Origin of the sequence: Bradyrhizobium commune, assembly GCF_015624505.1 — a bacterium.
In the GTDB taxonomy this organism is placed as follows: Bacteria; Pseudomonadota; Alphaproteobacteria; order Rhizobiales; family Xanthobacteraceae; genus Bradyrhizobium; species Bradyrhizobium commune.
The window spans coordinates 4,536,460-4,553,830 of the sequence record NZ_CP061379.1 but is presented as its reverse complement, the minus strand read 5'-3'; the positions used below and the strand labels follow the sequence as shown (position 1 = coordinate 4,553,830).

16 protein-coding genes are annotated in these 17,371 nt (G+C 64.6%); 14 read left to right on the top strand and 2 right to left on the bottom strand.

Annotation, left to right across the window (positions count from 1 at the left end):
• The 9 genes from IC761_RS21560 (at position 1) to IC761_RS21520 (ending at position 7,968) form a co-directional block, all read left to right on the top strand.
• Positions 1 to 873: a carbohydrate ABC transporter permease gene (locus IC761_RS21560; RefSeq protein WP_195798642.1), complete on the top strand. Its 873-nt coding sequence runs from the start codon at positions 1 to 3 to the stop codon at positions 871 to 873.
• Positions 874 to 947: 74 nt separating this feature from the next.
• Positions 948 to 1,934 carry a D-erythronate dehydrogenase gene (gene denD, locus IC761_RS21555; RefSeq protein WP_195798641.1) on the top strand — a complete coding sequence of 329 codons (987 nt, stop codon included), beginning with the start codon at positions 948 to 950 and terminating at the stop codon, positions 1,932 to 1,934.
• Positions 1,935 to 1,963: 29 nt separating this feature from the next.
• The gene (locus tag IC761_RS21550) at positions 1,964 to 2,929 is read left to right on the top strand and encodes a sugar kinase (RefSeq protein ID WP_195798640.1); all 966 of its coding nucleotides are present in this window, start codon (positions 1,964 to 1,966) and stop codon (positions 2,927 to 2,929) included.
• 13 nt (positions 2,930 to 2,942) lie between these two features.
• Positions 2,943 to 3,593: a bifunctional 4-hydroxy-2-oxoglutarate aldolase/2-dehydro-3-deoxy-phosphogluconate aldolase gene (eda, locus tag IC761_RS21545; protein WP_195798639.1), complete on the top strand. Its 651-nt coding sequence runs from the start codon at positions 2,943 to 2,945 to the stop codon at positions 3,591 to 3,593.
• Positions 3,594 to 3,648: 55 nt separating this feature from the next.
• Positions 3,649 to 4,818, top strand: a complete 1,170-nt coding sequence (locus IC761_RS21540) for an acetyl-CoA acetyltransferase (protein WP_195798638.1) — start codon at positions 3,649 to 3,651, stop codon at positions 4,816 to 4,818.
• Between the two features lie 119 nt (positions 4,819 to 4,937).
• A complete protein-coding gene (locus IC761_RS21535; RefSeq protein WP_195798637.1) occupies positions 4,938 to 5,144 on the top strand; it encodes a hypothetical protein in 207 nt (68 codons plus the stop codon).
• 121 nt (positions 5,145 to 5,265) lie between these two features.
• Positions 5,266 to 6,465, top strand: coding sequence for a CaiB/BaiF CoA transferase family protein (locus tag IC761_RS21530; RefSeq protein ID WP_195798636.1), 1,200 nt, complete (start codon positions 5,266 to 5,268; stop codon positions 6,463 to 6,465).
• Between the two features lie 10 nt (positions 6,466 to 6,475).
• On the top strand, positions 6,476 to 7,612 hold the full coding sequence (locus tag IC761_RS21525) for a thiolase family protein (protein ID WP_195798635.1): 1,137 nt from the start codon (positions 6,476 to 6,478) through the stop codon (positions 7,610 to 7,612).
• Positions 7,609 to 7,968: a Zn-ribbon domain-containing OB-fold protein gene (locus IC761_RS21520; RefSeq protein WP_195798634.1), complete on the top strand. Its 360-nt coding sequence runs from the start codon at positions 7,609 to 7,611 to the stop codon at positions 7,966 to 7,968. Before IC761_RS21525 ends, IC761_RS21520 begins: the two co-directional genes overlap by 4 nt.
• Positions 7,969 to 8,414: 446 nt before the next feature.
• Here the strand turns inward: IC761_RS21520 and IC761_RS21515 are convergent, their stop codons facing one another.
• Positions 8,415 to 9,095, bottom strand: coding sequence for a FadR/GntR family transcriptional regulator (locus IC761_RS21515; RefSeq protein WP_246791295.1), 681 nt, complete (start codon positions 9,093 to 9,095; stop codon positions 8,415 to 8,417).
• Between the two features lie 202 nt (positions 9,096 to 9,297).
• On the opposite strand from IC761_RS21515, the gene IC761_RS21510 reads away from it, so the two are divergent.
• From IC761_RS21510 to IC761_RS21490, 5 genes are all read left to right on the top strand, one after another.
• Positions 9,298 to 10,689: an aspartate aminotransferase family protein gene (locus tag IC761_RS21510; protein WP_195798632.1), complete on the top strand. Its 1,392-nt coding sequence runs from the start codon at positions 9,298 to 9,300 to the stop codon at positions 10,687 to 10,689.
• A gap of 19 nt (positions 10,690 to 10,708) precedes the next feature.
• Positions 10,709 to 12,313, top strand: coding sequence for an ABC transporter substrate-binding protein (locus tag IC761_RS21505; RefSeq protein ID WP_195798631.1), 1,605 nt, complete (start codon positions 10,709 to 10,711; stop codon positions 12,311 to 12,313).
• 12 nt (positions 12,314 to 12,325) lie between these two features.
• Positions 12,326 to 14,554, top strand: coding sequence for a N,N-dimethylformamidase beta subunit family domain-containing protein (locus IC761_RS21500; RefSeq protein WP_195798630.1), 2,229 nt, complete (start codon positions 12,326 to 12,328; stop codon positions 14,552 to 14,554).
• Between the two features lie 91 nt (positions 14,555 to 14,645).
• Positions 14,646 to 15,173 (top strand): carboxymuconolactone decarboxylase family protein, encoded by a 528-nt coding sequence (locus tag IC761_RS21495; protein ID WP_195798629.1) that lies wholly within the window; start codon positions 14,646 to 14,648, stop codon positions 15,171 to 15,173.
• A 26-nt stretch (positions 15,174 to 15,199) separates the two neighbouring features.
• Complete coding sequence (locus IC761_RS21490; RefSeq protein ID WP_195798628.1) at positions 15,200 to 15,508, top strand: nucleoside triphosphate pyrophosphohydrolase family protein; 309 nt, start codon at positions 15,200 to 15,202, stop codon at positions 15,506 to 15,508.
• A 1-nt stretch (position 15,509) separates the two neighbouring features.
• Here the strand turns inward: IC761_RS21490 and glsA are convergent, their stop codons facing one another.
• A complete protein-coding gene (gene glsA, locus IC761_RS21485) occupies positions 15,510 to 17,351 on the bottom strand; it encodes a glutaminase A (protein WP_195798627.1) in 1,842 nt (613 codons plus the stop codon).
• Positions 17,352 to 17,371: the final 20 nt, after the last annotated feature.

Here is a 17,371-nt window from a genome sequence, read left to right as displayed (position 1 = left end):
ATGACGACCATCGACCAAACCGAGGGCATGTCCTACCTCGAGAGCTTTCCGCGGAAATTCTTGCGCGTCTATCTCCCGCTCGGCCTGATCATGGTCTTCCTGCTGTTCCCGTTCTACTGGATGGCGGTGACGACGTTCAAGCCGGATGCGGAGATGTACGATTACGAGAAATACAATCCGTTCCTGATCGCGCATCCGACGCTGGAGCACATCAAGAAGCTGTTCTTCGACACCGATTATCCGCTGTGGATGTGGAACACCGTGATCGTCTCGGTGTCCTCGACCTTCATCTCGCTGTTTGCGAGCGTCTGCGCGGCCTATGCGATCGAGCGTCTGCGCTACAAGGGCTCGCGCTATGTCGGGCTCGCGATCTTCCTCGGCTATCTGGTGCCGCCCTCGATCCTGTTCATTCCGCTGGCGGCGATCGTGTTCCAGCTCGGCCTGTTCGACGGCAATCTGGCGCTGATCCTGACCTATCCGACCTTCCTGATCCCGTTCTGCACCTGGCTCTTGATGGGCTATTTCCGCACCATCCCCTATGAGCTCGAGGAGTGCGCCCTGATCGATGGCGCGACGCGGCTCCAGATCCTGACCAAGATCACGCTGCCGCTGTCGCTTCCCGGCGTGATCTCGGCCGGCATTTTCGCCTTCACGTTGTCCTGGAACGAGTTCATCTACGCGCTGACCTTCATCTCCTCGTCGGAGAACAAGACCATTCCGGTCGGCGCCATCACCGAGCTCGTCAATGGAGACGTCTACCATTGGGGCGCCCTGATGGCGGCGGCCCTGACCGGCTCGGTCCCCGTAGTTATCCTTTATTCCTTCTTCGTAGAGTACTATGTGTCGGCAATGACCGGCGCCGTGAAGGAGTGATCACGGGCCGCCATGAGAGCGCCCGGGAGAACGTCAAGGCCTGAGGCGCTCCGACAACAACAAGGAGTAGGCTCTTGCACATTCTGGTTCTGGGCGCTGCCGGCATGGTCGGCCGCAAATTGTGTGAACGTCTCTTGCGCGACGGCCGGCTCGGCAAGAGCGACATCACCAAGCTGACCATGCATGACGTGGTCGAGCCCAAGAAGCCGGAGAAGGCCGGTTTCGCCGTCGAAACCGTGTCGGGCGATTTCGCTGTCGCCGGCGCCGCCGAAAAGCTGATCGCCGGCCGTCCCGACGTGATCTTCCATCTCGCCGCGATCGTCTCGGGCGAGGCCGAGCTCGATTTCGACAAAGGCTACCGCATCAATCTCGACGGCACGCGAATGCTGCTCGATGCTGTCAGGCTCGCCGGCGGCGGCTACAAGCCGCGTGTGGTCTTCACGTCCTCGATCGCGGTGTTCGGCGCGCCGTTCCCGGAGGCGATTGGAGATGAGTTCTTCCACACGCCGCTGCTCAGCTACGGCACCCAGAAGTCGATCGGCGAATTGCTGCTCGCCGACTATTCGCGCCGCGGCTTTCTCGACGGCATCGGCATCCGCCTGCCGACCATCTGCATCCGGCCGGGCCTGCCCAACAAGGCGGCATCGGGCTTCTTCTCCAACATCCTGCGCGAGCCGCTGGCCGGCAAGGAAGCGGTCCTGCCGGTGTCCGAGGACGTCCGCCACTGGCACGCCACGCCGCGCTCCGCCGTCGGCTTCCTGCTCCACGCCGGTACCATGGATCTCGCGACCGTCGGCCCGCGCCGCAACCTGACCATGCCGGGCCTCTCCGCAACGGTGGGCGAGCAGATCGCGGCGCTGAAGCGTGTCGCGGGCGAGAAGGTCGCAGCCCGCATCAAGCGGGAGCCCGATCCCTTCATCGTCGGCATCGTCGGCGGCTGGCCGCGCAATTTCAACGCCAAGCGGTCGCTCGAGCTCGGCTTCACCACCGCCGAGAAGACGTTTGACGATATCATCCGTATTCACATCGACGACGAGCTCGGCGGCAATTTCGTCGCCTGACGTACCAGATGAACAGCGTGGATAGGACGATGGCGAGCGTCGCTTGCATCGGTGAATGTATGGTCGAGCTCCGGCAGGCCCAAGGTGGGCAGGCCGGGCAGGGCGGTGGCCTCTACTCGCGCGGCTTCGGCGGCGACACCCTCAACACGGCGGTGTATCTGGCGCGGCTCGAGGTCAAGGTCGATTATCTCACCGCGCTCGGCGACGATGCCTTGAGCGATGAGATGATCGCGGCCTGGCATGCGGAAGGCGTCGGCACAAGGCGCGTGGTACGTCTGCCGGGCAAGCTGCCCGGCCTCTACATGATCCAGACGGACGCGAATGGCGAGCGCCAGTTCTTCCACTGGCGCGACAGTGCGGCGGCGCGCCAGCTGATGAGCCTGCCGGAGACGGACGAGCTGCTCAACTCGCTGATGAGCTACGACATCGTCTATCTCTCCGCCATCACGCTCTCGATCTACGATGCGGCCGGGCGCGAGCGCCTGTTCGCGGCGATCAAGCGCGCGCGCCTGCTCGGCACGCGCTTTGTCTTTGACACCAATTTCCGCGCCCGCGGCTGGCCCGACCGCGATGTCGCGCGCGAGGTGTTTGCCGTAGCCTTCGCGGTCGCCGACATCGTGCTGACCTCGACCGAGGATCTGCACGCGCTCTATCCCGGCGAGAGCCATGACCAGTTGATGGCGCGCATCCCGACGCCCGAACTGGTGTTCCGGCTGGCCGAGCCGGTGAGCCTGCTGCGTTTCCCGGGCGGGACCCGCGAGGTCCGCGCCGAACCAATGACCAAACCCGTGGTTGACACCACGGCGGCCGGCGACAGCTTTGCCGCGGCCTATATCGCCGCCCGGCTCGCCGGTTCCGATCCGGTCGAGGCCGCCCAGGCCGGGCATCGGCTGGCGAGCCTCGTGATCTGCTATCCCGGCGCCATCATTCCGGGCTATGCCATGCCGCCGAAGAAGCGGCACCGGCCGGCGACCACGCGTCAAGCGACCAAGTGAAACGAAAGCCAAGATGACCACCACTGCCCAACAGAACCACCTCGTCGCGCTGTTCAAGGCCGCGACCGTCATTCCCGTCCTCACCATCGAGCGCATCCAGGATGCCGTGCCGCTGGCGCGGGCGCTGGTTGCCGGCGGGGTCCGCACGCTGGAGGTGACGCTGCGCACCCCTGTTGCGATCGAGGCCGCGCGGGCGATGATGGCCGAGGTGCCCGAGGCGGTCGTTGGCATCGGCACCATTATCAACCCGGCCGACTTCATCCGTGTCGAGAAGCTCGGTGTCGCCTTCGGCATCAGCCCGGGCCTGACCCCCGATTTGCTCAAAGCCGCCGCCGACAGCGCCTTGCCGTTCGCGCCGGGCATTGCCACGGCGTCCGAGCTGATGATGGCGCTGTCCTATGGCTTCGATGTCGCAAAATTCTTCCCGGCCGAGCAGGCCGGCGGCATCAAAGGCCTGCGTTCGCTTGGCGGGCCGTTTCCGAACGTGCGGTTCTGCCCGACCGGCGGGGTCGGCGAGGCCAATGCGGCGACCTGGCTCGCCGAACCCAACGTGGTCGCGGTCGGCGGGTCCTGGCTGTGCCCGACGGCGGAGATCAGGGCCGGGAACTGGGCCGGCATAACTGCCATCTGCCAGCGCACCCTCCAGGCCCTGAAAGCCGGGTGAAGTCTCGTTATCTATGGGCTAAGACTTGAGCCAGACAAGACTAGGGAGAATGACCATGACCGCCAGCATCGTCGGATGGGCGCATACGCCGTTCGGCAAGTTCGACACCGAAACCGTCGAAAGCCTCGTCACCCGCGTCGCCAACGAGGCGATGACCGACGCCGGCATATCGGCCGGCGATGTTGACGAGATCGTGCTAGGCCATTTCAACGCCGGCTTCTCGCCGCAGGACTTTACCGCCTCGCTGGTGCTTCAGGCCGACCCGAAGCTGCGCTTCAAGCCGACCACCCGCGTCGAGAACGCCTGCGCCACGGGATCTGCCGCCGTGCATCAGGGCCTGCGCGCGATCGACGCCGGTGCGGCCAAGATCGTGCTGGTGGTCGGCGTCGAGCAGATGACCCGCACGCCAAGCGCCGAGATCGGCAGGAACCTGCTCAAGGCATCCTATTTGCCCGAGGACGGCGACACGGTCGGCGGTTTCGCCGGCGTGTTCGGCAAGATCGCCAGCTCCTATTTCCAGAAATACGGCGACCAGTCCGATGCGCTGGCGCTGATCGCGGCCAAGAACCACAAGAACGGCGTCGCCAATCCCTTCGCCCAGATGCGCAAGGATTTCGGCTTCGAGTTCTGCCGCGCCGAGAGCGAGAAGAACCCCTATGTCGCCGGCCCCCTGAAGCGGACCGACTGCTCGCTGGTCTCCGACGGCGCCGCCGCGCTGGTGCTGGCCGATGCCGAGATCGCCAAGGGCATGGGCAAGTCGATCGGCTTCCGCGCCACCGCGCACGCCCAGGACTTCCTGCCGATGAGCAAGCGCGACATCCTCCAGTTCGAGGGCTGCACGGTCGCCTGGCAGCGCGCGCTGGAGAAGGCCGGCGTCGCGCTCACCGATCTCTCCTTTGTCGAGACCCACGACTGCTTCACCGTCGCCGAGCTGATCGAGTACGAAGCGATGGGCCTGACGCCGCGGGGGCAGGGCGCCCGCGCCATCAAGGAAGGCTGGACGCTCAAGGACGGCAAGCTGCCGGTCAATCCGTCCGGCGGCCTGAAGGCCAAGGGCCATCCGATCGGCGCCACCGGCGTCTCCATGCATGTGATGACCGCGATGCAGCTGGCAGGGCAAGCGCCCGAGGGCATGCAGCTGAAGAACGCAAAGCTCGGCGGCATCTTCAACATGGGCGGTGCCGCGGTGGCCAACTACGTTTCCGTTCTGGAGCCGTTGAAGTAAGCCTTGTAGGGTGGGCAAAGGCGCTATGCGCCGTGCCCACCTTTTTCTTTGCGTTGGATCATGGTGGGTACGTTTCGCTTTGCCCACCTTACTGCTCTTTGATTTGCAGGGGATGCATCATGAGCAATGATTACGAAGATTCACTCTCCATGGAAGCCCTCAACGATCGCATCGCGATCCTCGAGGACAATATCCGCCAGCTCATCGAGCAGGCCGCGGCCGCCTCCGGCGAGCAGAACGAGTCGCGGATCGCCGACCGCATCAACCAGCAGAACGAAGAGCTCGACCGTCTCCTCAAGGTCCGTGAATCCCGCCAGAAGAAATAGCAGCAAGCATCGGCCTGCGCATGCGGCCATACGCTGGCCGCCCTTGCGTGCGCGGCGTCACTGCCTTTAGCTGGACCGAAATCGCGGGCCAATGCGAGCCCGCGCAATCGGGAGCGAACGAATGGGGCCGCTGAAGGGCATCAAGGTCATCGACATGACCACCGTGCTGATGGGGCCTTATGCGACCCAGATGCTCGGCGATTACGGCGCAGACGTCATCAAGGTCGAATCGCTCGATGGCGACGTCACCCGCCTGATCGGCCCGACCCGTCACGCCGGCATGGGTCCGGTGTTCCTCAACACCAATCGCAGCAAGCGCTCGATCTGCCTCGATCTGAAGAAGCCGGCGGGGCGCGAGGCCGTGTTGCGGCTGCTGAAGGACGCCGACGTTCTCGTCTACAACGTCCGTCCACAGGCGATGGCGCGGCTCCAGCTCGGCTATGACGTCGTCTCGAAAATCAATCCGCGCCTCGTCTATGCCGGCGTGTTCGGCTTCGGCCAGGACGGCCCCTACGCCGCAAAGCCCGCCTATGACGACCTGATCCAGGGCGCCACCGCGCTGCCCGCGCTGATGGCGCAGACCGGCGACGGCGTGCCGCGCTACGTGCCGAACGCGCTGGTCGACCGCATCGTCGGCCTCACTGCCGTCGGCGCGATCTGCGCCAGCCTCGTGCATCGCGACCGCACCGGGCGCGGCCAGCGCGTCGACATCCCGATGTTCGAGACCATGGCCGGCTTTGTCATGGGCGACCACATGGGCGGGCTCACCTACGAGCCGCCGCTCGACAAGGGCGGCTATGCCCGCCATCTCTCGCGCGATCGCAGGCCCTACAAGACCTCTGACGGTTATCTCAGCGTCATCGTCTACAATGACAAGCAATGGGAAAACTTCTTCAACGCGACGAGACGCGCCGATCTGCGCGCCGATCCCAAATTCGCGACCTTCGCCGGCCGCGCCGCCAACATCGACGTCGTCTATGCCGAGCTCGCCCGCATCTTCGAGACGCGCACCACGGCGGAATGGATCGAGCTCCTCACCAAGGCCGACGTGCCGGTCATGCCGATGCACGATCTCGCGTCGATCCTGCACGACGAACATCTGGAGGCGACCAACTTCTTCCCGGTCGTAAACCATCCGACCGAGGGCCCGATCCGCAGCATGAAGGTCACCGCGAGCTGGTCGGAGACCGAAGCAGAGCCGGTGCGTCTCGCCCCGCGACTCAACGAGCACGGCGCGGAGATCCTGCGCGAGATTGGCTACTCCGCAGACGAGATCGCGGCCATGGTCCGCGACGGCGTCACGCGTTCGGCGCTGGAGTAGGGAGGGCCCCATGAGCTTCATCACCGGCGTTGGCCTCACGCCCTATGGCAAGCACGAAGGTTCGTCCTCGCTCGACCTGATGAGCAGAGCGGCGCGAGCCGCGCTCGACGATGCCGGACTGAAGCGTTCCGAGATCGACGGCATCCTCTGCGGCTACTCCACCGTCTCGCCGCACATCATGCTGGCGACCGTCTTCGCCGAGCATTTTGGCATCCGCCCGTCTTACGCCCACGCCGTTCAGGTCGGTGGCGCCACCGGCCTCGCGATGACCATGCTCGCGCATCATCTCGTCGACGCCGGCGTCGCGCGCAACGTGCTCGTGGTGGCCGGTGAGAACCGCCTCACCGGGCAGAGCCGCGATGCCTCGATACAGGCTTTGGCGCAGGTCGGCCATCCCGATTACGAGGTGCCGCTCGGCGCCACCATTCCCGCCTATTACGGCCTCGTCGCCACGCGCTACATGCACGAATACGGTGTGACCGAAGAGGACCTCGCCGAATTCGCGGTGCTGATGCGGGCGCACGCCTGCTCCCACCCCGGCGCGCAATTCCACGATCCCATCACCGTTGCTGACGTCATGGCCTCGAAGCCGGTGGCGATGCCGCTCAAGCTGCTCGACTGCTGTCCGGTGTCAGACGGCGGCGCCGCCTTCGTCATCAGCCGGGAACGAACGGGCGAGGCCGGCGTGCGCATTCGCGGCTGCGCGCAGGCACACACCCACCAGCATGTCACGGCTGCGCCAGCATTGAGTGAGCTCGGCGCGGAAATCTCCATCGCACGCGCCAAGGAGGTCACGGGCCTGGCGATCTCCGATGTGCGCTACGCCGCGATCTACGACAGTTTCACCATCACGCTCGCGATGCTGCTGGAAGATCTCGGCCTTGCCCGCCGCGGCGAGGCGGCGGCCCGCGTGCGTGCCGGCCATTTTAGCCGCGACGGCGCGATGCCGCTCAACACCCATGGCGGGTTGCTCAGCTACGGCCATTGCGGCGTCGGCGGCGCGATGGCGCATCTGGTCGAGGCGCATTTGCAGATGACGGAGCGCGCTGCGAATCGTCAGGTGCGCGACGCCTCGATCGCGCTCCTGCACGGCGACGGTGGCGTGTTGTCGTCCCACGTCAGCATGTTTCTGGAGCGTGTGCGATGAGCGAACGAATCGCAGACTGGACCAAAGGCGAGCAGGCGATCACGTTTCAGACCTGCACCGCATGCGGCCATGTGCAGTATTTCCGGCGCGCCTTCTGCGCCGCCTGTGGAACAAGTAATCCGCGCGAGGCGCGCGCCAGCGGCAAGGGCAGGGTCTATGCGACCTCGCTGGTCTGCCGCGCCGCTACACCGGAGACGCGGGCCCACGTGCCCTACAACATCCTGCTGGTCGATTGCGCCGAGGGTTTTCGCATGATGGCCCATGGTGAGAACGATCTCGCCATCGGCGATGCGGTCACCGCGAGCTTCAAGCTCTTTGCTGGAAGGCTGGTGCCGTTCTTCACGAAGGGAAAGTAGCGGATCCGTCATTCGGGGGCGGTCCAAAGGACCGAGCCTGGAACGGGTATTCTGGGCCTGGCCTGTGCGAGAGCCACCCCGGAATGACGAAAGCTCTAAAACTCTAACTACCGCCCGTAGAACAATATGCTGGCGATGACGAGCATCGCCGTCACCGCCAGCATATGCGCGAGCGCTTCCGAGGCCGCCCCCTTGGTGGCTTCCTTCATGCCGTTTTCTCCCTAGACTTGGGCGTGACTCATCGTTGTGCGCACTGCACACCCGACGGCCAATTGTTTTTACTCGGAACACCCCACTTCGAGTATTCACCGCGATTTGTCCCCACGCGGCGAATATCGACTGTGCCAAGGTCGATCAGCAATGCGGCGGCAATTTGACTCGATGATGTTGCTGGTGCGGTCTCGCAGCGCAGAGTTTGCGAAAGCTTTCCTCGATCGCAGAAAGTCTCACCGGATCTTCTTGGCAGACGTCGCGGACGACTTGGTCATCGCCATCGATTTGGCATTCGAAGCCCCCATCAATGCATCCCTGATATTGTTGAGGTGGCGCGTCATCGCACTGCTCGCCTTGCGCGGGTTCCGCGCCTGGACGGCATCAAAGATGGCCTCGTGATCCCGGAGCCACGTGGGACGATAATCTTCCATCTGCATGTGGTTGTGGATCTCCTGCCAGATGCCGGACTCGGTCTGCGCGCGCCACAGGGAATCGCAAATCGACACCAGCGTGCCGTTCCCCGTCGCTTCGGCCAGCACCACGTGGAACCGGTGGTCTGACGTGTCGGCCTCGCGTCCCTGCGCGTGTTCCCAGCGCATCATGGCGAGCGCTTCGGCGAGCTGCGCAAAGCTCATCTCCGACCCGCGTTGCGCGGCGATCGCCGCGATCTGCGGCTCGATGAGCTGGCGCGCCTCAAGGTTCTCGAACGGTCCGAAACCTTCGAGGGCATGCACGTCCGGGGCTTCCTGACGGCTGATCACGTAAACGCCGCTGTTGCTGCGCACCTTCAGCATCCCGGCCATCGCCAGCGACAGGATGGCTTCGCGCACCGTCGGCCGCGACACGCCAAAGGTTTTGGCGAGGTCGCGTTCGGCCGGCAGGCGTTGGCCGATTCCGTAGCTCGCCTGGACCATTGCGGCGATGCGCCGGGCGACGATCTCGAAGCTGCGTTCGGGCTTTGAGGGATCTGGCAACATTGCGATGCTCATCAGCTCTTTTTTTGAGTTTGACAAGCCGCAGCGCCAAAGGCAAATTGGTCATACCAATTTGGACTGACCAATCTGGGTGCCCGGTGCCTCATATGGCCTCCGGGACAGGAAGACGGAGCGTCCGCACGTGTCCGACAGACGACTGAATTCAGCCGAGGCGCGCGACATCGCATTCCACCTGCATTCGCAAACCAACCCTCAGCGTCATGCAGAAATCGGACCGTTGATCATGGCGCGCGGCGAGGGCGTCCATGTCTACGACGCAGGCGGCAAGCGTTATCTGGAAGCGATGGCCGGACTGTGGTGCACCTCGCTCGGCTTTTCCGAGCAGAGGCTGAAAGCGGCAGCGGCGGCGGCCTACGACAAGTTCGGCTTCTATCACAGCTTCAATCACAAGACGCCCGACAACACGGTCGACCTCGCCGAGAAGCTGGTCGAGATCTCGCCGATCCCGGATGCACAGGCCTATTTCGCCACGTCCGGCTCGGAGGCCACCGAGACGATGGTGAAGCTCGCCTGGGTCTATCACGCCGTCCGCGGCAGGCCCGGCAAGCGCAAGATCATCGCCCGCGATCGCGGTTTCCACGGCTCGACCATCGTTGCGGCGTCGATGTGCGGCCTGCCGCGCATGCACCGCGAATTCGGCCTTCCGCTCGATGGCTTCCTGCACACGCATTGCCCGGATGCCTATCGCGGCAGTTTTCCGGGCGAGAGCGAGGCCGCCTTCGTCGACCGCCTCGCCGCCGATCTCGAAGCGCTGATCATGGCCGAGGGACCCGACACCATCGCAGGCTTCATCGCCGAGCCGATCAATGCCGGCGGCGGCATCGTCGTGCCGCCCAAGGGCTACTTTGCCAAGATCGAGGCAGTGCTGCGCCGTCACGACATCCTTGTGCTTGGCGATGAGGTCGTCTGCGGTTTCGGCCGCACCGGCAATTGGTTCGGCTGCCAGACGGTCGGCATGACACCGGACATGGTGGCGCTCGCCAAGGGCATCACCTCGTCCTATTTCCCGATGTCGGCCGTGTTGCTCGGACGTCCGATCCGGGACGCGCTCGCCGAGATGAACAAAGGCGGGGAACTGTTCGGCCACGGCTTCACCAATTCCGGCCACCCGGTTGGCGCTGCGATCGCGCTCGAAACACTGAAGATCTATCACGAGATGGATGTGGTGCCGCATGTCCGCCGCATGGGCGGTCGGCTCCGCGCCGGGCTCGACCAGATCGCGCGCGACTCGCGCATCGTGGGTCAGGTGCGCGGCGAGGGTCTGATGATCGGCGTCGAGCTGGTCGCCGATCCTGCGACACGACAAGCGTTCGGTCCCGCGCTGAAGGTCGGCGCGATGTTCGACGCGCTCGCGATCGACAACGGCCTGATCATCCGCGCCATGGGCGACACCATCGGGTTCTGCCCACCGCTGATCATCGACGAAGCCGGGGTCGACGAGGCGCTCGATCTTTTCGCGCGAACCTTGCTCAGCGTCGAGACCAGGCTCACCGAGAACCGTCTACCTGCGTAACCCCTGAGGAGACTATAGCATGCGCCGTCGAGACCTGCTTCGTTCCACACTGGGCGCCGGTCTCGGCGCCGCCTTGGGGTCGACCCTCGCGATGCCGCGGCTCGCCAGCGCGCAAGGTTCGCGCGTGCTGCGCTTCGTGCCGCAGGCCGATGCGGCGATCCTCGATCCGATGATCACCACCGGGCTCGTCAATCGCAACCACGGCTTCCTGATCTGGGACACGCTCTACGGCGTTGACGAGAAATTCCAAGTTCAGCCGCAGATGGTCGCCGGCCACACGATCGAGAACGACGGCAAGCTATGGACCATGACATTGCGCGACGGCTTGAAATTCCACGACGGCGAGCCCGTGCGCGGACGCGACGTGGTGGCAAGCCTGAAGCGCTGGGCCTCGCGCGATGCCTTCGGCAATTCGCTCTTCAATCTGGTGGACGAGCTCTCGGCGCCGGATGACAAGACCGTGCGCTGGCGTCTGAAAGCGCCGTTCCCGCTGTTGCCGGAAGCGCTCGGCAAGGTCGGCGCCATCGTCGCCTTCATCATGCCGGAACGTCTTGCGCAGACGGACAGCGTCACGCCGGTCAAGGAGTTGATCGGGTCCGGCCCGTTCAAATTCCAGGCCGATCAGCACGTGCCGGGCGCACGTCTGGTCTACACGCGCTTCGATGGTTACGTGCCGCGCCCGGAGGGAACGCCGAGCCAGCTTGCCGGTCCGAAGATCGCCAATTTCGACAGGGTGGAGTGGCAGGTGATCCCGGATCCCGCAACGGCTGCGGCGGCACTTCAGCAGGGCGAGATCGACTGGTGGGATCAGCCTATCGTTGATCTCTTGCCGACGCTGAAAGCCAACAAGGCGCTCAATGTCGAGCTGCTCGATCCGATCGGCAATGTCGGCGTGCTGCGCTTCAACCACACCCAGCCGCCGTTCGACAATCCGGCGATCCGCCGGGCCGTGCTCTCCGCCATCAACCAGAAGGATTTCATGTCCGCGATCGCGGGAGAGGACACCAGTCTCTGGCGGGACAAGATCGGCTACTTCGCGCCGGGCGGCAACATGGCCAACGATGCCGGCATAGAGGCGCTCACCGGTCCCCGGGACATCGCTGCTGCCGTCAAGTCGATCAAGGACGCCGGCTACAAGGGCGAGAAAGTGGTCCTGATCGCGCCGGGCGATTTCCCTGTGATCGGCCAGATGAGCGAGGTCACTGCCGATTTGTTCCGCAAGCTCGGCTTCAATCTCGACTATGCGGTGATGGACTGGGGCTCGATGCTGCGGCGTATGGGCAACCGAGATACACCGGACAAGGGCGGATACAGCGCCTTCTGCACCTATTCCGCCGGCGTCACGCAACTCAATCCGTCTGCGCACAATTTCATTCGCGGCAGCGGCGACAAGGCGACCTTCGGCTGGGCCAAGAGCGAGAAGCTCGAGCAGTTGCGCGATGCCTGGTTTGCCGCGCCCGATGCCGCCGCGCAGTCCAGGATTGGCGTCGAGATGCAGAAGCAGTGTTTTATCGATGTTCCCTATGTGCCTCTGGGTGTGTTTTACCAGCCGACGGCCTACAAGAAGAACCTGACCGGCATGCTCAAGGGCCTGCCCCTGTTCTGGAACGTGCGTCGGGCCTGAAGGGAATTGTCGATGCTTGCGATCACCGGCTACGCCGACCGCTGGAGCGTGCGCCAGGGCGACGACATCAGCTTCATGATCGCCGTCAAGGGCGGCGGCCGCTATTCGGCGCGGATCGCCCGCGTGATCTGCGGTGATCCGAACCCAAGGGGACCCGGCTATCGCGAGATTCCGGTCAAGTGGGATCTTGAGGGCCAGCACGACGGGATCGAGCAGACCATCGCGAAGGGATCTTGGGTCGATGTGCCGGCGCTCGCGCTGCCGGGCGGCCCGGTCGGCTTTGCCGCGACGGTGTGGCCGACCTTGCTCGCCGCGGGCAAGCAGGCCGTGCTGAACTGGGCGGGCGCGGGCGGCTCGCTCATGCTTGGCGTCGGCGAAAGGGGCGCTTTCGCGCGCCTTGCGACCGGCGAGGGAACCGTCGAGGTCGAAACCGGCATCGCGCTCACCGAGCGGGGCTGGCACGACATCGCCTGCCTGTTCGATCCGGCGAGCGGAGTTTTGTCGATCGCCCAGGCGCCGCGCAAGATCAGGCTCGACCACGACGAGCGTGCGACCAAATCGACGAGCGCGCCGCGCGCCGCGTTGGCCGGTACGGGTACGGCCGCGATTGCGGCGGGACGCGAAGGCCAGCGTGTGGTCCACCATTTCAACGGCAAGATCGAGCGGCCGCGCATCACCGAGGGGGGCGCTGGCCTCGACGGCCTCATCGCGTCGCAGGCCTCTGGTGCGGCGTCGCCTGCAATCGCCGAATGGGATTTCTCCATCGGCATCCCGACCGACATTGCGACCGATATCGGGCCCGCCAGGGCGCACGGCACCTGCGTCAATCTGCCGACGCGGGCGATGACCGGCTCGCGCTGGACCGGCGGGATGACGCATCGCTGGACGGAAGAGCCAAAACTCTGGGGCGCGATCCATTTCCACGACGACGACATCGGCGATGCCGGCTGGCAGCTCTCGCTGACCTTCACCGTGCCGGAGGACTGGCAGAGCGGCGTCTACGCGCTGCATCTCGAAAAGGATGGCGCGCACGACAACATCGTCTTTTATGTCCGCGCCAGGGTTCCGGGATCACAGGCCAAGGTGGCCTTCCTCGCGCCGACCTTCAGCTACACGGTCTACAGCCAGTACCAGAAAAAGGGCCGGCAGGCCCTGATCACGGAGCGGTCGCTGGCCTGGGGCGCGCTGGCGCAGGCGCCGGACGGGCATCCCGAATACGGCGTCTCGCCCTACAATTTTCATTCAGACGGCAGCGGCGTGGTGATGTCGACCATGCGCCGCCCGCTGATCGACAAGCGCGTCAACCAGATTCATCTGGTCGATCCCAGCGATTACGGTTCCGGGCTCTACTGGATCTCCGCCGACAGCGCGATCACCGATCTCCTGACCCGCAAGGGCATCGACTTCGAGGTCATCACCGATCACGACGTCCACGCCGAAGGTGTCGATCTCTTGGCGAACTATTCGGTCGTCCTGACCGGCCAGCATCCGGAATATCATACGCACGAGACGCTCGATGCGCTCGGCGCCTATATCGGCCATGGTGGCCGCTTCATGTATCTCGGCGGCAACGGCTTCTACTGGAAGGTGGTGCCGCATGGGACGGGCACCTGGGCGTTCGAGTTGCGCCGCGCAGAGAGCGGCATCCGTCTCTGGGAAACGCTGCCCGGCGAAAGCTATCATGCGTTCGACGGGTCCTATGGCGGCCTGTGGCGGCGGCTCGGCCGCCCGCCGCAGGCGCTGGTCGGCGTCGGCTTCAGCACGCAAGGGGAATACATGGGTTTCCCCTATACCTTCCTCGACGGCATTCTCGATCCGCGCGTCGCCTTCATGCGCGACGGCATCGAGGATCTGGCCAGGCCCGGCAGCAAGCTCGGCGAGCGCGGCTTCATGGGCGGCGGCGCGGCCGGGCACGAGCTCGACCGCGCCGACACGCGCCTCGGCACGCCGCATCACGCCATCATCATCGGCCGCGCTGTTCTGACCGATCCGACCTATCAGCCTGTCAACGAAGAACGCTATGACCACACCTGGCCGGCCTCGCGTGAGGACATTATCCGCTCCGACCTGACCTTCTTCGAGACGGGAAACGGCGGCGCGGTGTTTTCCGTCGGCTCGATGAACTTCATCGGCGCGCTCCCAATCGACGGCTACAACAATGTGGCGGCCCTGCTGATCACCAACATCGTCAAGCGCTTCGCCGATTCCACGCCATTCCCGGTGCCGGCCATGACGCGATGATGTTGCGCGGTGATGTTGCTCTTGGGTCGGCGCACGATTAGTCTTGGAGGCTCCTGGAAAACCATAACAAGACCAAGACCCAAGGTGACTGATGGCCCGCATCCTCTACAGCGATCCAATCAATGCGTCCGACCGCACCCGCGAAATCCTCGACAAGAACCGCCACGCCAACATTTTCCGCATGATGGCGCATTCGCCGAGCTATTTTGAGCAATATTGCCGCCTCGGCGGCGCCATCCGCCACAAGGGCGAGCTCGATCCGGTCGTGCGCGAGCTCGCGATCACCCGCACCGGGATCTTGTGCGAGGCGCCGTATGAGATCGTCGCGCACAAGCGCATCGGCAAGAATGTCGGCGTCACCGACGAGCAGAACGAGGCGCTCGCGAACTGGCAGGCCGCGTCCTGCTTCAGCGAGGTGCAGCGCGCTGCGCTCGCCTTCACCGACGAGATCGTGAGGCTGAACAAGCCGACGGACGCGACCTTCAGGGCGATCGCATCGAAGCTGACGCCGGGTGCATTGGTGGAATTGCAGCTCTCGGTCGGCTTCTACATCATGACCTCGAAGTTCTTGGAGACGTTCGAGATCGATCTCCAGCCGGTCACGGAAGTGGTGGGCTGATCCGACAACAACGGCGAGGGATGCCGATGACGATCGATGAATATGCAGCCTGGGCCGCGAGCGTTGCGAAAGTCGACGAGCATCCGTCCAACGAGCGGCTGTCCTATCTCGGCCTTGGCCTCGCCGGTGAATCCGGCGAGGTTGCCGACCACATCAAGAAGCTGCTGCGCGACGACTGGCTGGACAAGGCGGGTCTCATCGAGGAGCTCGGCGATGTCATCTACTACTGGGCCTGCCTGTGCGCCGCGACCGGCCAACAGCCATCCGAATTGCTGACGGCCAGCGCCGCCAAGATCAAACGTCGGATTAGCGAGGCGGCGAGCCGCTCTGCGTAGCCTACGTCGATGTCAAAATATCCACCTTGGCGTTGGCGACGATCAGCCGGTCCGCGAGCAGCTTTGCCAGATTGCGCATGATGCGCTCTGAGGCCCGCGGGTGGTGCTGGCGGAAATTTTCAAAATCCTTCAGCGGGATTTCGTAGGCGGTTGCCGCCATGTCGGCGAAGACGTCGGCGGAGCGTGTCTGTTCCAGCAGCGCCATTTCCCCGAACGCCATGCCGGCGGTCAGCGTCGCCAGCCGCACGCCGTCCGGCAGCGTGACATGCACGGCGCCGCTGCGCAGGAAGAACAGGGCGTCCGCAGCATCGCCAGTCGAAACAATCTTCTCGCCGGATTGATAGGTTTTGATGCTGCAGATCGCACCGAGCTCCGTCAGCTCCCCGGCGCTCAATCCGTCGAGCAGCGGCTGCTCGACAAGCTCGGTGGTCTCGTGAAAGTCGATCGAGCCGCCATGGCGGTAGACGATCTGGTCTTCCGCCCATTCGATCGCGGTGTCGAGCAGATAGAAGTCGCGGACGTTCTTCAGCTCCGCGGTCCATTCCCGCAGCGTATTCCATTCCTTCGACGCGCGCCGGACGCCTGACAGCACCACCGTGACGTTGAGCGCCGCAAGCTCCTCGAAGGCTTCAGCCACGAGCCGCGCGCCGGCGCGGGTGGTCGAGGTCACGCGGTGCAGATCGAAGATCACGAATTGCGGCCGCGGCCGCCCGGCAAGACGGCGCGAGATGTAGTCGACTGCGGACAGCGACAGTGTGCCGACCAGCTCGATGATCCGCACCTCCTGCTCATGGGCGGCGAGGAGATCGCGCTCTTGTTGACGGCGGACGCGGCGGGACGGGCTCTTGCCGATGTCGTAGTCGGCGATGACGGCGTTGCGGGCGTCGTCGCTGCGGTTGAGCATGTGCAGATCGTAATGTGAGGACAGCGCCTCGCAGACCTTGATGCCGCGCACGCTGTTGCCGTGCTTGTCGAGCTTCGGCGAATAGCTGCCGAGCCCGAGACGGGCGGGGAGCGCCGCCAGGATGCCGCCGCCGACCCCGCTTTTTGCGGGGATGCCGATCCGGTAAATCCATTCGCCGGCGTAGTCGTACATGCCCGACGACGTCATCACCGACAGCGTGCGCGAGATCGCGTAGGCGCTCATCACCTGCTCGCCGGTGACCGGGTTGACGCCGCGGTTCGCAAGCGTCGCCGCCATCACCGCGATGTCGCGCGCCGTGACCAGCACGGCGCATTGCCGGAAATAGACGTCGAGCACGGCTGCGACATTGTCCGAGATCACCGCATTGGTCTTCAAGAGGTAGCCGATGGCGCGGTTGCGGTCGCCGGTCTGGCTTTCCGACGTGTAGACGGCGTCGTCGACGCCGAGATCGCGCCCCGCAAAACGGCCGAGCGCAAGCCGGATCTGCTCGAAGGCTTCGTCGCCCTTGCTCGCGTGGATCAGCCCGGTACAGGCAATTGCGCCGGCATTGACCATCGGGTTGAACGGATGGTTGTCGGAATTGAGCCGGATCGAGTTGAAGGGATCGCCCGACGGCTCGACACCGATCGCGGCTTCCACCTTGTTTGCGCCCAACAGGTCCAGCGCCAGCGCGAAAACAAACGGCTTCGACATCGACTGGATGGTGAAGGGCACCCGGCTGTCGCCGACCTCGTAGACATGGCCGTCGAGCGTCGCCAGGCTGATGCCAAAATGGGCAGGATCGGCCTTGCTCAGTTCGGGGATGTAATCGGCGACAGCGCCGGAGGTCTCGGCGGAGAATTCGTTGAGGCAGGCGTCGAGAAACCGCAGCAGAGGCGGCTTCGAGCGGGTCCAGGCAGAGGCGAGCGGCGATGTCATCGCCTCCTTGTGCAACGCAA

Coding starts and splice junctions, on each gene's coding strand:
- IC761_RS21560 (WP_195798642.1), top strand. CDS start 1: ATGACGACCATCGACCAAACCGAGGGCATGTCCTACCTCGAGAGCTTT.
- IC761_RS21550 (WP_195798640.1), top strand. CDS start 1,964: ATGGCGAGCGTCGCTTGCATCGGTGAATGTATGGTCGAGCTCCGGCAG.
- eda (WP_195798639.1), top strand. CDS start 2,943: ATGACCACCACTGCCCAACAGAACCACCTCGTCGCGCTGTTCAAGGCC.
- IC761_RS21540 (WP_195798638.1), top strand. CDS start 3,649: ATGACCGCCAGCATCGTCGGATGGGCGCATACGCCGTTCGGCAAGTTC.
- IC761_RS21535 (WP_195798637.1), top strand. CDS start 4,938: ATGAGCAATGATTACGAAGATTCACTCTCCATGGAAGCCCTCAACGAT.
- IC761_RS21530 (WP_195798636.1), top strand. CDS start 5,266: ATGGGGCCGCTGAAGGGCATCAAGGTCATCGACATGACCACCGTGCTG.
- IC761_RS21525 (WP_195798635.1), top strand. CDS start 6,476: ATGAGCTTCATCACCGGCGTTGGCCTCACGCCCTATGGCAAGCACGAA.
- IC761_RS21520 (WP_195798634.1), top strand. CDS start 7,609: ATGAGCGAACGAATCGCAGACTGGACCAAAGGCGAGCAGGCGATCACG.
- IC761_RS21515 (WP_246791295.1), bottom strand. CDS start 9,095: ATGGTCCAGGCGAGCTACGGAATCGGCCAACGCCTGCCGGCCGAACGC.
- IC761_RS21505 (WP_195798631.1), top strand. CDS start 10,709: ATGCGCCGTCGAGACCTGCTTCGTTCCACACTGGGCGCCGGTCTCGGC.
- IC761_RS21500 (WP_195798630.1), top strand. CDS start 12,326: ATGCTTGCGATCACCGGCTACGCCGACCGCTGGAGCGTGCGCCAGGGC.
- IC761_RS21495 (WP_195798629.1), top strand. CDS start 14,646: ATGGCCCGCATCCTCTACAGCGATCCAATCAATGCGTCCGACCGCACC.
- IC761_RS21490 (WP_195798628.1), top strand. CDS start 15,200: ATGACGATCGATGAATATGCAGCCTGGGCCGCGAGCGTTGCGAAAGTC.
- glsA (WP_195798627.1), bottom strand. CDS start 17,351: ATGACATCGCCGCTCGCCTCTGCCTGGACCCGCTCGAAGCCGCCTCTG.